The sequence below is a fragment of the Neobacillus phoenicis genome (genome assembly GCF_047302305.1).
Taxonomy (GTDB): Bacteria; Bacillota; Bacilli; order Bacillales; family Cytobacillaceae; genus Neobacillus.
The window spans coordinates 2,415,655-2,428,433 of record NZ_CP154847.1 but is presented as its reverse complement, the minus strand read 5'-3'; the positions used below and the strand labels follow the sequence as shown (position 1 = coordinate 2,428,433).

Here is a 12,779-nt window from a genome sequence, read left to right as displayed (position 1 = left end):
CAGCACTTTAGCACTTCCGCATTATAATAGAAAATTATGTAAGATTTCCTTATCATCATATCACAGTTATTTAATCTGTTCATTTGTTTATACGAATGTGTCTCAAAAATGTTTCGTTATTTAAACAATCTCCTCATTTTTCACCTTTTTTCTTGTCCTTACATACTATTTGAGTACTCATACTAAAGTAGGTGACTCGAATGAGATTTCTATATAAACGTCCAAGAATGGAGCAAATTCAAGAGGAATTAAATACGGTAATGGAAGTAATGGTTTCTGATTTATTTATTTACTTGGACTTATTTATTTTCAGTATCATCTTTACCCTGCTTCTATTCCCCGTTATGCACTCACTTTTCATGTCCATTCTTTTCTTTTTTGCTTTTTACAGTCTATTTGCCTGCCTATACTTTTTTGTTTTTAATAGGTTAATGAAAAAGAGTTAAACTTTAAGAGGCAGCAGTTCTAAAAACTGTTGGAGAATTTCTTCACCCGCACATACCCCACGACTTTTAGTAAAAATAAGTTCACTCGTATCTGCCGCCTGAGCAAGCTCTCCATGGTTAGGAACGAACCGATATTGACAATTCCGAAGAAAATCCCAATCTAAAATGGAGTCCCCTGCACCTGCTATTGCTTTGGCCCCTTCTATTTGACAAAGAAATTCAAGGGCACTTCCTTTACTAATTGCAAGCGGAATAAAATATAGTTTTCGCCCCTGTAGTGAAATTCTCCAGCCAACCTTTTTTACCAATTTATGAATTAAATTCATTTCGATTTTTGATGGAAGGCTATTTAAAATAAAATAGAAAAATAGCTTCCCTGCCTGTTTTTTTAGCCCATCAAAATGGATACCTTCACTTTGGAAAATGGAGAGTAGCTCCTCTTCTAAAACGGATTCCATTTTTAATCGATCTTTGACATTCTTAGTCCATTCCTCTATAGGCTTCCCATGTTCTAAAATAACAGCCCCATTAGTAGTGATGGCGTATTTGCATTCAATCTCGTTATTAAAAATGGATAATCTGTTAAACTGATCTGTTGTCCTTGTTGTAACAGGAATAAACAAACTTTTCTGAGATAGCCCTTCAAGGGCAAGGAAGGCTGCTTTTGTCATATAGGCAACTTGTTCACCATCTTTTATTTCAACCAGCTTCGGGTGCCCAACAGGATGTTCTTCCAGGTCATCCATAGCTCTTTTTGAATAAATGATGGTTCGGTCAAGGTCAGAAGCAAATATCATTTTTTATTCTCCTTCACCGACTTAATTATGCCGCAGCATAAATAACGTAACTCAGGATATTCCACGACCTCAACCCCTTTTTCTTCTGCAAGCATAAGAATGTGCTTTACGAATGGGCTTGAAGGATCCCGCATGAGAATTTTCCATGGAACCCTGCGCAGAAGAACCCTCGTCGTTTCTCCTACACCAGGTTTTATATAATGCGTGCTCTCAATGGCAAATTCTGCTTGGATTTTCATTACATCCTTCATCCCTAAAAATCCCGTTTCTATATCTTCTTGTTTCTTCTGAGATGAAATTTCGGCCGCTTCCTCCCAAATCATTGAAAACTCACTAGAGATAAGATGGATAAATTCATTGGACACATCAGCGGGGATCAACTCCCGGTAGAACTTAGCCCCGTGAAACTCCTCTTTTCCAATGTATGTTTTATTTAGTACTGTCCTGCTAACAAGGCCGGAAACAGTTGAATTTAAACATGCACTCGGAATTAAGAAATCCTCCCTCGTTCCAAATAGCGTGGTACAGAAGCCTGGATCTGCAATAACAGCAAGTGTATCATCAAGCTTGGCCCCGTATTTTCGTTCATATTGCTGACAAGCTTTTGTTAATTCAATCGAAATGGCGCCTTTTCCAGTCCAGCCGTCAACAAATTGAATAGCACCATCAGGATGCTTACTGAAAATGTACTTTAGGGCATTTTCATCTATCCCCCGATCTCTGATAATAGAGATGCTGTAATGGGGCAAAGATACATTGTAACGGTATTTAAGATATCTCTTAATCAAGATTCCTACTGGAGTTCCCGCTCTCGCTAAGGAAACCAGAACGGTCTTATTCTCTTTTAATTGATAGATTTGTTCCGCCACAATTCCTACACATAAAGCCACTTTTTGTTTGTACTCCATCAATGTCTTCCAGAATAAATCAACATATTCTTCCGGAGGCTGATACTCGATTGGTAATGATTCGCTATAATGCATCCCTGATTGAACCATCAATTCCCGGTTTGCTGTTGAGTCCTCAAGCTTTATTTCACTTAAATCTTTAAGTAAGAAAAGCACATCATCTTCTTGGTAAGTCCCCATTATTGAAGGCTTGTTGACTGTTTTTTGCATTTCTTTCACCTCTAACTTTTTGAAAAAAAGACAATCTTTACTGATTGCACCCCTATACGTTTAAGTTCGTTTAGTAAGGGCTGAAGATTCTTTAACTCTATTTCTCTCTCAAAAAAAATAAATATTTCATCATAATGATCTGGTGGAATGTTATAAACAAAATTTATAACAGTTAAATCTTCAGGATTGGGAAATGTTACTCCGAACTGAGCCCCGTATCCCTTTTTGTTTTCAACATGTATTGGACTTCTAGTGGTGGAGTGATAATACACACCCTTTCCCATTTTGGAAGCAAGTTTCATAGGAAGATACATGAACTCGCCCGTACCTAAACAAAGCGTTTTTTCACTTGTCCTATTCTGCTCTAAGTAACTAGCTGCCTCCGACATCCTTTCATGAAAGGAATTTTCATAACTATGGATACCAAAACGACCCGTTTCAAGGATATATGGGGTCTTATTTCCATTCGTCTTAGAAGTAAATGGGACTGGGGTAAATAAAGAAGACAATTGAAGAATTTCTACTGACTGATCCACCTTATTATTCCCATTTTTTTCTTGATTTTGACTAATAATTTCTTTGTGTTGCTTAATTTGTACATGGCCAGCTACAAGACTAACTACATGAATCGTAATCCCCAGTTCGTTCTCAAGCTGTTGAAAGCTATTTTTATTTTCTTGAGAACGCCAATCCAATATGGAAACAACTGTATATTCATCTCTTGGATAATTTGCATGAATGGACTGGATGATATTTAATGCAGTTTTCCCAGTTGTTATTTCATCGTCTACAAGAATAATTTCCCGTCGGTTATTAATCATTTTATTTGGTATGTAGCACCTGTGAGAGGTTGCATGTGAATGTTCTTCCTCAAAGGTGACACATGGGTCTTGGTCCCACATTTCTTCCCTTGTTGTATGAAAGAATTCAGCGGAATGGAAACAATCAAAAAAAGCGTGTCCGAGAGCAGTCGCCGTTTCTGCAAACCCTATGACAACAGGTTGGATTGAATTTGGGACAAAGGGAAAATGGGAATATGTTTCTCCCTCTCTAGTAAATAAGGACAATAACTCATCTTTGTGCTCACAATGTATCCCCTTAACCGATTCCATGTATTTAACAGCTAATAATGCTGCAGTTAGCAGTCCTTTATTAGGGAGAATGGGTAAATGCTTGCCTAATACCTTGCTTACGAATAGGAACGAGCGCTTTTTATTGATTCTTGCCGCCATTGTAAAAAGCTCATCAATCGGTAGATTGTACAAATTTTTTTCTATTTCTATTTGCGTTTCAAGCGCGTCAAGGATATTAAACGTATACTTCTTTTTTGATAAGGTCAATGTTTGTGAATTCTTCATGTAACACCCCGTAAAGCTTCGATTTTAAGATCATTTTTTTTGCCCAAAAATAGTGAGGCTTTATCTCGTTCATTTTATTAGAAAAGTCACTTTTAAACACTCCAATGTCTCCAGTAGCAGCTTCGATTATATTTTTCGCATCTATATATTCCTCATAGGAAACTACATTAAGAGCTTGAACTATTTTAATATGTGATGGATGGATAATTGTCTTTCCTGTCAAACCGTTTGCGATATCCATAAGGACTTCTCTAATGAAACCATCTATATTCTCATCTATTAATTTGGCTCTCCATTTCAACCCTTCATCACCATATTTTTCACGGAAAGGGGTTTGCCTTAGTTGTGGCTTTAACATTCTTTTTTTAGCTGAAAAGTATTCCCATACCGGCCCTGAGACTACATATGGGCAATCAAATCTCTGAAAAACATTAATAATATCTGAGATGCAGTCTCTTAATACAGCAATATCGTATACTGTTGTGTCAGCACTCCTTCTTATCCCATATAACCCACAAAAGTCAGTCGCCCCTATTCGAACATTCAGAATATTATCTTTATAACGATCGAGTAGTTGCTTGATGTTCATTAATTCTTCCATTCTAGTTTCCTTTTGAATGACTGTTGCTGTCTCAAGAATTGGCATTGCATAAAAAGGGTGCTCATTTGAATGAATTTTTAGGACTTCAGTTAATAACTCTTCACCACGTTCTGCCGTGAACTTTGGTAATACCACACCTGTAAGAAGTTTTGTCGCTTCTCCTAATTGTTCATTTACTCTCCTAAATTGCTCAACATTTCGAACCCTAATAAACATCAAAGGTAAGTCTACAAAACTTAAAAATCCTTTATTCAATTCTCCATATAATTTAAGTAATTCTGTCATTAGCAACATTTCAGCTCTATCAACCTCTTTGTCACCCACCGCATCTTCAAGATCAATAACAAGTGAGGTTAATCCTTCATGCTTTTTTGAAAGAATCTCTTGGTGGATATTTGGACGTGTTGCCGGCATGTAAAGGGTTGCTCCCAATCCATATGACAACAGCTCACGATTAGAGTATTTATTGAAGCTTTGTGGTCTTTTAAAGAAGAAACGATTAAGTTCCTCCTCGTAGAAATAGGTAAAAAAATTCATTTTATCTCCTCAGTTCAAGGTAATAAGAAAAGTGCAAGCGCCTTGAACAGCCCCGACAGGCTAATGTTCTTCGGCAAGAAAAGTCGCTCTTTGACTTTTATTGCCGAAGGTTATTTGACCCGAGGGGCTAGGCGCTGGAGCTGGACAATTCTCGAAGTCGAGATTGATTTATACTTCCTTATAATGAAATAAAGGAAACAGACTTTCGTCAGCTCCCCTTTTAATATTGTTATAAAATTAAATTAATTGCCTTTACTTTCTTCCTTCTTTTTATTCATAAAGTGAACGACAAATGTAGCTCCAAATGTCACTAATAGGATAATAAAGAACGTTAAATGTCCCATATCTATATGGAAAACAGCAAGAAGCATCTTTAAGGCAATAATTAAAATTAAGATATATGCTGTCGTCTCAAGCTCAGGTACACGGTCTATCAAGGTTAAGAATACACCTGCAACTCCTCGCATCATTAATACGCCAAGCATACCTCCAACTAGTAATACCCAAACCTGTTCACTTACACCAAAGGCAGCAAGAACACTATCTACAGAGAAGGCAATATCCATTAATTCAACCGCTACAACGGTTCCCCAGAAGGTACCAAATAAGCGGATTAGTAAACCACTTTGATTTAACCCCTCAGCCTCTTCTTCACCCTCTTCGGACCCTTTTCGTTTATCAATAAAGTACTTGATTGATAACCATGCAAGATAGCCCGCTCCCAATATTTTTACCCACCAAAGCTTAATCAGGAATACACCAATTCCGATTGCAATGAAACGGAAAGCATAGGCACCTAATAGTCCATAGAATAGAGCTTTTTTCCGTTTTTCAGGTGGCAGGTGCTTAACCATTACGGCTAGAACAAGCGCGTTATCAGCTGATAATAAGCCTTCCAGAATAACCAGTGTACCAATCAAGCCCCAGCTAACAGGATTTGTTAATACTTCTGCCCACATACTCCAATTAAAAAACTGAGAATACGTGTCTAAGATATGATTTAAAACTGACATTAAAAAAATTCCTCCCAGAGTAGAAAAGCACAAGCGCCATGGGTCAAAGAATGGTCTCAGGCGCTTTAGCTCTGCGTTTTAATAAAACATACATTTTGTAAAAAGACCCATTGATAACTGGGTCTTCTTCTAGCACATTTATTAACCTACGGATAAACCAAAATCAGTAGCAAGCGCTGCTAATCCACCTTGATAGCCACTGCCGATTGCACTAAATTTCCATTCACCGTTATGACGATACAACTCGCCAACAACAATTGCAGTTTCGATAGAGAAATCTTCCCCTAAGTCATAGCGGATTAATTCTTCACCTGTAGCTTCATTAAAAATTCGCGCATAGGAATTTGAAACTTGACCAAAATTTTGGTTTCTGCTGTCAGCTTCATGGATTGTAATTGTAAATGCAATACGCTGAATATTTGCTGGAACAGTTGTTAAATTAATTTTCACCTGTTCATCATCACCATCACCAGCACCTGTGCGATTGTCACCAGTATGTACAACAGCTCCGTTTGCTCCTTGCGGATTATTGTAAAAAACAAAATCAGTTTCATTGGTAACTTTTCCGTTATCCCCTAAAAGGAAAACAGATGAATCCAAGTCAAAGTCATTTCCGCCGTCATATTTATTGGTATCCCATCCCAGTCCAACTACTACATTCGTTAATCCTGGATTTGTTTTTGTTAAATCAACTTTTTGACCTTTTGATAAACTTACTGCCATTTTTCATTCCTCCATTTTAAGTAATAGTCTATTTACGAGTTTCTCATAAAAAGGTTTCATTTATTATAAAAATTTTTTTCGTTCTCATTCGCAATTCTAACCTAACTCATCCATTTAGGAGGCGTGTTTTTAGCCCAGAAGATTGATCCTAATTCATGATGGCTTTGATAGTCATCATAAATGGTATGATAATGAAAATTAAACCAGTAACCTGCTTGTGGTGGATTGTCACGTCTTACATGGAAACGTAGAATATCTTTCCCTGTTAAGCTGCTTTTAATATTAAATATTTTTTCTGAAAGACCAGAACCTGGCTGTTCAGAAATTGTAAGGTTCTTCAGATCCTCTTCTGGGAATTGGTCAGCCGTTTGGGCAATGGCCATTTCAATGTTAGGCAAAATAACTTCGCGAAATTCATCTTCAATTACTGGTTTAATTTTTGTTCCAAACTTTTGGTAAGACTGAATTTCTGCCTGCTTTATTAATTGTTCCATAAACTCTTCCCGGTTAAACTCTGATTCTTCAAAAAATCCATTATGCTGAGTAATACTTCTATCTGCCGACGCTTCAAAAGCATCTATGTCCTTGAAGTTCTCCGCATTTACAGAATTCATTAGCTGTGTTGGTGTAACAAGACCAAAGGTTAAAATAGAAATTAATACAAATAACGGTTTACGAAGCCACTTGTTCATCACTAGTTCACACCTTATTCTATCGAAGTTATATTTACTAGAATTTTTTAATATCTTAAAAGATATTATACTTCTTTTTTTAGAAAAATGGAAAAAACCAGTTTAATATTTTTAATATTGTTATAAAAAGAACGGAAGCGAATATCCTTCAATTCTGGCTGTCGATTCCTATAACAATTCACCGCGTTAATTTCTTATATGATATTAATATAGGCCATTCGATAAGTATGTTGATTTCCGCTCCAGGCGGCTTCGCTTTCCGCGGGCGTGACGGGGAGCCTCCCCGCGGAAATCAACAGGCCCGTTAGCATGGTCAATCTATAATATAAAAAATCAGTATTTTGGGTGGGTTAATATGAAAAATTGCCGAGAAAAAGAATCTTCTCGACAATCTGAACGGAACCAAAGAGTTCTTTATTTATTAATCACACCAAAGTGAAATTTAGACGTTTTTCTCCTAACTACTTGAAAACCGTATTTTTCAAAGCGGGTGCTTTTATAATGATCCTTTAATATAATTCGAGTTTTGGCTACCCTATTTGCTTCCTGCAACAATTCCTCTGTTAAATCGTCATACACAGCAAATTGGCCTAACGCCTTTATTCCATCCGACTCAAGTACACTTTCCTCAAACATTGGATCAAAATATACACAATCTACAGAAACATTGGGCTGTTTCTTCAAATAATCAAGTGAAGAGGAATGAACCACTTCAATTCTTTCCATTGCCTCATTCATACTTTCCAAACCAGCATCCCATGATTGAAGCCCCTTCTGAACGATGAAGGCCAAATATTTTTGTCCTTCTATTCCAATTACCTTCCCTTCTTCCCCAACGAGGAAGCTTGCTACAATCGCATCAGAGGAAAGACCAAGAGTGCAATCCAAAACGGTCATCCCTTTTGAAAGCTGAGCAATATCTGCAAAAGGATCATGATCTCCTTGTAACAATCGCTTAATCCTAAACATAGCTGAATTGGGATGAAAGAAAAAGGGTTCATTGCTCCCTTTTTCATATAGTTCAAATCTTTCTTTCCCTACCACAAGGCACTCACTTTCCCATTCTTGCTGCAAGAGAAGAATGGACTTCTTTTTTCTTGGCACATAGGGTACTTCTAACGTTTTTGCGGTATGAATAGCTTTTTCAATCATTTGCTGATTTGTTCTTCCTGCAGTAGTTATAAACATATCATCATCCTACTTACTCATTTAAAAAAGAATAGGACGTCGAATGACATCCTACTAGCAATGTGCCTCTAGTGCACTCAATAAATTTTGCATAACCATTTCCATTGGCATACCTTCAATATCATGTCTTGGAATAAAATGAACTACCTTGTTATCCTTGAGCAGGGCCATTGATGGTGAAGATGGCTCAATCCCATCAAAGAACTCACGCATTCTAGCAGTAGCTTCTTTATCCTGTCCAGCAAAAACAGTAACCAAATGGTCAGGTTTCTTTTCACTATTTAAAACAGCTTGAGTTACTGCTGGACGTGCTAAACCAGCTGCACAACCACATACTGAATTCACGACAACAAGTGTCGTTCCATTTGCGTTATCCATAAACTGCTCAACTTCTTCTGGTGTTTGCAGTTCTGTGAACCCTGCTCTTGTTAACTCTTGGCGCATTGGTAGTACCATTTGTTTCATATATTCTTCATATGCATTTGACATGATTGATCACTCCGTTTCTCTTTATCCATATTAGAATACAATACTCAAACAAGAGTTTGCAATTTAATACTATTATTCCTCGTTTTTTCTTGCTTCGGTCATTTGTTTCCAAACAGAACCTCTTGCTTCTTCTCCACCTTCAATACGTTCGATAGCCATTTTAATTTGCATACTCACTTCAAATTCCTGATCATTCTCCGCAGCCTTTAAAGCAGCTAATGCATTTTCATCTCCAACCTCAAATAAAAACATCGCAGCCCGCCAGCGAACTAATTTACTTTGGTCCTTCAGTGCTTTCATCATCTCTTCTTGTGCTTCTTGGAAGCCTAAATCAGATAAACAATCGCCTGCTGTTCGTCTGACTGTTACAGTTTTATCTTTAAGTGCTTTATATAGGAGAGGTAAAACTTCCTTTTCTTTAATCATACCAAGGTATACAGTGGCAAGTCTTCGAATAGATGGTTTCTCATCTAATAAAGCTTTTTCGAGGATTGGCAAATCCTTCAGATCAGGATCCTCCATTTGTTCTAGAGCCTTGTAACGTATTTGCCAATCAGGATGATTTAAATCCTCTGTCGATACTTTCTTTCGGATAGGCCTACTCTTTTGTTCCATGATTGGTTCATTTGCCTTTGCTTTTTCGACTAGTTCTTCAAGGCGTTCCATTGGATAGGCTGCAATTAATTCTTCTACCACATCTTGACCAATTTGTTCAAAATCCCCATAGCGAACTCCTTGATTCTTCCATTTTCTAAGCAGAATATAATTATCTTCTGGAAGCTGGGCCTCTTCTCTTGCTTTTAAGAAGTATTCTGGCATTCCGAATCTGCGTTCAGCATTACCATCTGAAAGCTTCACTTGTAACGGAATATCTTTAAAGATTTGAATTTCAACCTTTATTTCACCAAAGTGGTCATCCACTTTTTTCGAATCTGCTGCTTCTACCTCTAGTTCACCAAAGGCTAATCGAACCTTTGGCAATAATTCCTTCCAATCGTATTTTGCGTTCCTTTCAACAGCAAGAAAATCTGCCACATGATAGACGCCCTTGATGCCCTCAATGTGTAAGATATCCTGTATGATGATTGGTGCATCAGTTGCGTTTTCTTTTTTATAGTTATGACTTTTTCCCATTGGGAGTTCTTGATTTAAAATTATCTTCATTGTATTTGGACTTGGCGTTGGTTCAATCGCCTTAATTTTCAACACAATCACCTCATTCGTTTTCGGCAAGCTCTGAGAGGTACGACCAGCGCTCTATTAATTGCTCTAGTTTTTCGTTTAATTCTGCTTCCTGCTTCATTAATTCCTGGGCTTTTGTAAAATCACTGCCTATATTCCCCATCTTAACAGCTACTTCTTCTAAGCGAGATTCTGTTTTTGCGATTACTTCATCTATTTCTCCCCATTCCTTTTTCTCCATATAGGTCATTTTCTTCTTTTTTTCTTTTTCTGGAGTTTTAACAGGTTGGGTTTGTACAGTATTCGTTTTTTGGACTTCTAAAGCAGTTTCTTTTTCAATGTAATCAGTGTAATTCCCATAGAAAGAATCAATAATCCCTTCACCTCGTAACACAAGCAGTGTTTCAGCCACCTTATCCAGGAAGTAACGATCATGGGATACCGTAATAACTACTCCTGGAAATTCATCAAGATAATCTTCTAAAACGGTTAATGTTTGTGTATCTAAATCATTTGTTGGTTCATCTAGCAAAAGAACATTTGGTGCTGTCATTAAAAGCTTCAATAGATATAGTCGTCGTTTTTCTCCACCTGATAGCTTTCGAATGGGTGTTCCATGAGAATAAGGAGGGAATAGAAAACGTTCCAGCATTTGGGCGGCAGAAATCGTCTTTCCATCCGATGTTTCAACAATTTCGGCCGTTTCCTTAATGTATTCAATCATCCGCTTATTTTCATCCATGTCTTCGCTTTCTTGTGTATAGTAAGCGATTTTCACGGTTTGCCCCATGATGAATTCCCCATCATCAAGAGGAATCTTTTTTGCTAGAATATTTAATAGTGTCGATTTACCCGCACCATTTCGTCCAATAATCCCAATTCTATCACCCGGTTTAACTAGTAAATCAAAGTGATTCAAGATTGTTTTATCCGTATAACTCTTTGTTGCGTTCTTAAGTTCAAAAACCTGTTTACCAAGTCTGCTACCATGTAAGGAAATATCAACCTTTTCCCCTGTTGGTTTTCCACTCGCCAGTTTATCATCTAGTTCTTCGAAACGTTGTATCCTAGCCTTTTGCTTGGTTGTTCTTGCTTTGGCACCTCTTCGCATCCATTCAAGCTCACGTCTGAAAAGATTCTTTCTCTTTTCAAATGTTGCCGCTTCATTTTCTTCGCGTATTGCCTTGGCTTCTAAAAATGCTGCATAATTGCCCTTATAGCTATATAGATTTCCACCATCCAATTCAAACATTCTATTAGCCACACGATCTAAAAAGTAACGATCATGTGTAACCAACAGGATGGATCCGCTATATCTGCTTAAATAATCTTCCAGCCATTTGACGGAATCAAAATCGAGATGGTTTGTTGGTTCATCTAATATTAGTAAGTCTGGCTCTTCAATTAGTACTTGTGCTAAGGCAACCCGCTTTTTTTGTCCGCCGGAAAGCTCGCCAATTTTCTTAGTGAAATCTTCAATTCCTAATTTCATTAAGATGGACTTGGCATTCGTACTCGCATCCCATGCATTTAATGCATCCATTTGTTTTTGTAATTGAAAAAGTTCTTCTTGTATTGACGTGTCGTTAGGAGCTTTGTCAAGTAACAACAAAGTTTTTTCATATTCACGCATTAACTTTAATATGGGTGCTTCGCCATGAAATACTTGCTCAAGTACTGTTTTACTTACATCCAAGTCTGGCTGTTGATTTAAGAACGAAATAGAATAATCTTTCCCAGTTATAATCTTTCCTTCATCCGCCTGATCCAAACCAGCGATAATACTTAGTAATGAGGATTTTCCGGTTCCATTAATTCCGATTAAACCAACCCGCTCTTTTTCATTGATTGTAAATGAAATATTATTAAAGAGTTGTTTCTCGCCATACGTTTTCGAAACATTCTCTACAGTGAGCATTTTCATATTTGTCCCTCCCATTCTTGGAAAAACTGTTCTAAAAATAGGACCATCATATGGTGTCGACTCTCAGCCATTCTTTTTGCTTCATTGGTATTCAATAGATCTTTTAATTTTAACAGTTTTTCATAAAAATGATGGATACTGGTTGACTTTCCTTTACGATATTCTTCCAGGCTCATTATTTCCCTAACCTGAATGTTTGGGTCGTATATTTGTTGCTCTTTTTTACCGCCATATGCAAACGTCCTTGCAATTCCGATTGCTCCAATAGCATCTAATCGGTCAGCATCCTGGACTATTTTAGCTTCAACAGATTCAAGATCTGTTTTACTGCCGCCTTTATATGAAATAGAGTGGATTATTTGAAGGATATGAGAGTGTTCTTCACTAGAAAGAGTGATTGATTGAAGAAAGAAATCTAGTTTTTCTTTTCCTTTCTCTACACTTTCATTTAGCTTTTCATCTGAAATATCATGAAGGAGAGCGGCCATTTCAATAATAAATGGATCTCCCTGCTTTTCTTCCTTACATATATGTAAAGCATTCTTTCGAACACGGTCTACATGATACCAATCATGTCCAGTCACATCTTCACCTAGTTCGTTACGGACATACAATTCTGTTTTCTCAATGATTTGATTTTTCACAATGTGCACCTACTTTCCCCCTAGCTATTTTAACATGAAAAACGACAAAAAAATAACCCCGACATAT

The 12,779-nt window shown here is 37.2% G+C and carries 13 protein-coding genes; 1 reads left to right on the top strand and 12 read right to left on the bottom strand.

Translation table 11 applies throughout. The features are described from left to right. Window positions 1-200: 200 nt before the first annotated feature. Window positions 201-446 carry a hypothetical protein gene (locus tag AA0X95_RS12560; protein ID WP_413309300.1) on the top strand — a complete coding sequence of 82 codons (246 nt, stop codon included), beginning with the start codon at window positions 201-203 and terminating at the stop codon, window positions 444-446. Here AA0X95_RS12560 and AA0X95_RS12555 read toward each other — a convergent pair. From AA0X95_RS12555 to AA0X95_RS12500, 12 genes are all read right to left on the bottom strand, one after another. Further along, window positions 443-1,243, bottom strand: a complete 801-nt coding sequence (locus tag AA0X95_RS12555; protein ID WP_413309298.1) for a hypothetical protein — start codon at window positions 1,241-1,243, stop codon at window positions 443-445. The two genes, AA0X95_RS12560 and AA0X95_RS12555, sit on opposite strands and share 4 nt — an antisense overlap. Further along, window positions 1,240-2,361, bottom strand: coding sequence for a cysteine protease StiP family protein (locus tag AA0X95_RS12550; protein WP_413309296.1), 1,122 nt, complete (start codon window positions 2,359-2,361; stop codon window positions 1,240-1,242). The genes AA0X95_RS12555 and AA0X95_RS12550 overlap by 4 nt, the downstream gene beginning before the upstream one ends. An 11-nt stretch (window positions 2,362-2,372) precedes the next feature. Beyond that, window positions 2,373-3,719, bottom strand: coding sequence for a phosphoribosyltransferase family protein (locus AA0X95_RS12545; protein WP_413309294.1), 1,347 nt, complete (start codon window positions 3,717-3,719; stop codon window positions 2,373-2,375). After that, window positions 3,670-4,857, bottom strand: a complete 1,188-nt coding sequence (locus tag AA0X95_RS12540) for an HpcH/HpaI aldolase/citrate lyase family protein (RefSeq protein ID WP_413309292.1) — start codon at window positions 4,855-4,857, stop codon at window positions 3,670-3,672. Before AA0X95_RS12540 ends, AA0X95_RS12545 begins: the two co-directional genes overlap by 50 nt. A 242-nt stretch (window positions 4,858-5,099) precedes the next feature. Then, on the bottom strand, window positions 5,100-5,870 hold the full coding sequence (locus AA0X95_RS12535) for a TerC family protein (RefSeq protein WP_413309290.1): 771 nt from the start codon (window positions 5,868-5,870) through the stop codon (window positions 5,100-5,102). A 141-nt stretch (window positions 5,871-6,011) separates the two neighbouring features. Then, on the bottom strand, window positions 6,012-6,593 hold the full coding sequence (locus AA0X95_RS12530; RefSeq protein WP_413309288.1) for a TerD family protein: 582 nt from the start codon (window positions 6,591-6,593) through the stop codon (window positions 6,012-6,014). Window positions 6,594-6,694: 101 nt separating this feature from the next. Next, window positions 6,695-7,285 carry a YpjP family protein gene (locus tag AA0X95_RS12525; RefSeq protein WP_413309286.1) on the bottom strand — a complete coding sequence of 197 codons (591 nt, stop codon included), beginning with the start codon at window positions 7,283-7,285 and terminating at the stop codon, window positions 6,695-6,697. Between the two features lie 414 nt (window positions 7,286-7,699). Next, window positions 7,700-8,473: a class I SAM-dependent methyltransferase gene (locus AA0X95_RS12520; RefSeq protein ID WP_413309284.1), complete on the bottom strand. Its 774-nt coding sequence runs from the start codon at window positions 8,471-8,473 to the stop codon at window positions 7,700-7,702. Between the two features lie 54 nt (window positions 8,474-8,527). Continuing rightward, on the bottom strand, window positions 8,528-8,962 hold the full coding sequence (locus tag AA0X95_RS12515) for a BrxA/BrxB family bacilliredoxin (protein ID WP_413309282.1): 435 nt from the start codon (window positions 8,960-8,962) through the stop codon (window positions 8,528-8,530). 72 nt (window positions 8,963-9,034) lie between these two features. Next, a complete protein-coding gene (locus AA0X95_RS12510; RefSeq protein ID WP_413310003.1) occupies window positions 9,035-10,168 on the bottom strand; it encodes a conserved virulence factor C family protein in 1,134 nt (377 codons plus the stop codon). Window positions 10,169-10,178: 10 nt separating this feature from the next. Continuing rightward, on the bottom strand, window positions 10,179-12,068 hold the full coding sequence (locus tag AA0X95_RS12505) for an ABC-F family ATP-binding cassette domain-containing protein (RefSeq protein WP_413309280.1): 1,890 nt from the start codon (window positions 12,066-12,068) through the stop codon (window positions 10,179-10,181). Next, complete coding sequence (locus AA0X95_RS12500; RefSeq protein ID WP_413310001.1) at window positions 12,065-12,715, bottom strand: HD domain-containing protein; 651 nt, start codon at window positions 12,713-12,715, stop codon at window positions 12,065-12,067. Before AA0X95_RS12500 ends, AA0X95_RS12505 begins: the two co-directional genes overlap by 4 nt. Window positions 12,716-12,779 lie beyond the last annotated feature (64 nt).

Excerpts from the sequence above, each read along its gene's own strand:
- AA0X95_RS12560 (WP_413309300.1), top strand. The coding sequence starts at position 201 with ATGAGATTTCTATATAAACGTCCAAGAATGGAGCAAATTCAAGAGGAA.
- AA0X95_RS12555 (WP_413309298.1), bottom strand. The coding sequence starts at position 1,243 with ATGATATTTGCTTCTGACCTTGACCGAACCATCATTTATTCAAAAAGA.
- AA0X95_RS12550 (WP_413309296.1), bottom strand. The coding sequence starts at position 2,361 with ATGCAAAAAACAGTCAACAAGCCTTCAATAATGGGGACTTACCAAGAA.
- AA0X95_RS12545 (WP_413309294.1), bottom strand. The coding sequence starts at position 3,719 with ATGAAGAATTCACAAACATTGACCTTATCAAAAAAGAAGTATACGTTT.
- AA0X95_RS12540 (WP_413309292.1), bottom strand. The coding sequence starts at position 4,857 with ATGAATTTTTTTACCTATTTCTACGAGGAGGAACTTAATCGTTTCTTC.
- AA0X95_RS12535 (WP_413309290.1), bottom strand. The coding sequence starts at position 5,870 with ATGTCAGTTTTAAATCATATCTTAGACACGTATTCTCAGTTTTTTAAT.
- AA0X95_RS12530 (WP_413309288.1), bottom strand. The coding sequence starts at position 6,593 with ATGGCAGTAAGTTTATCAAAAGGTCAAAAAGTTGATTTAACAAAAACA.
- AA0X95_RS12525 (WP_413309286.1), bottom strand. The coding sequence starts at position 7,285 with ATGAACAAGTGGCTTCGTAAACCGTTATTTGTATTAATTTCTATTTTA.
- AA0X95_RS12520 (WP_413309284.1), bottom strand. The coding sequence starts at position 8,473 with ATGTTTATAACTACTGCAGGAAGAACAAATCAGCAAATGATTGAAAAA.
- AA0X95_RS12515 (WP_413309282.1), bottom strand. The coding sequence starts at position 8,962 with ATGTCAAATGCATATGAAGAATATATGAAACAAATGGTACTACCAATG.
- AA0X95_RS12505 (WP_413309280.1), bottom strand. The coding sequence starts at position 12,068 with ATGAAAATGCTCACTGTAGAGAATGTTTCGAAAACGTATGGCGAGAAA.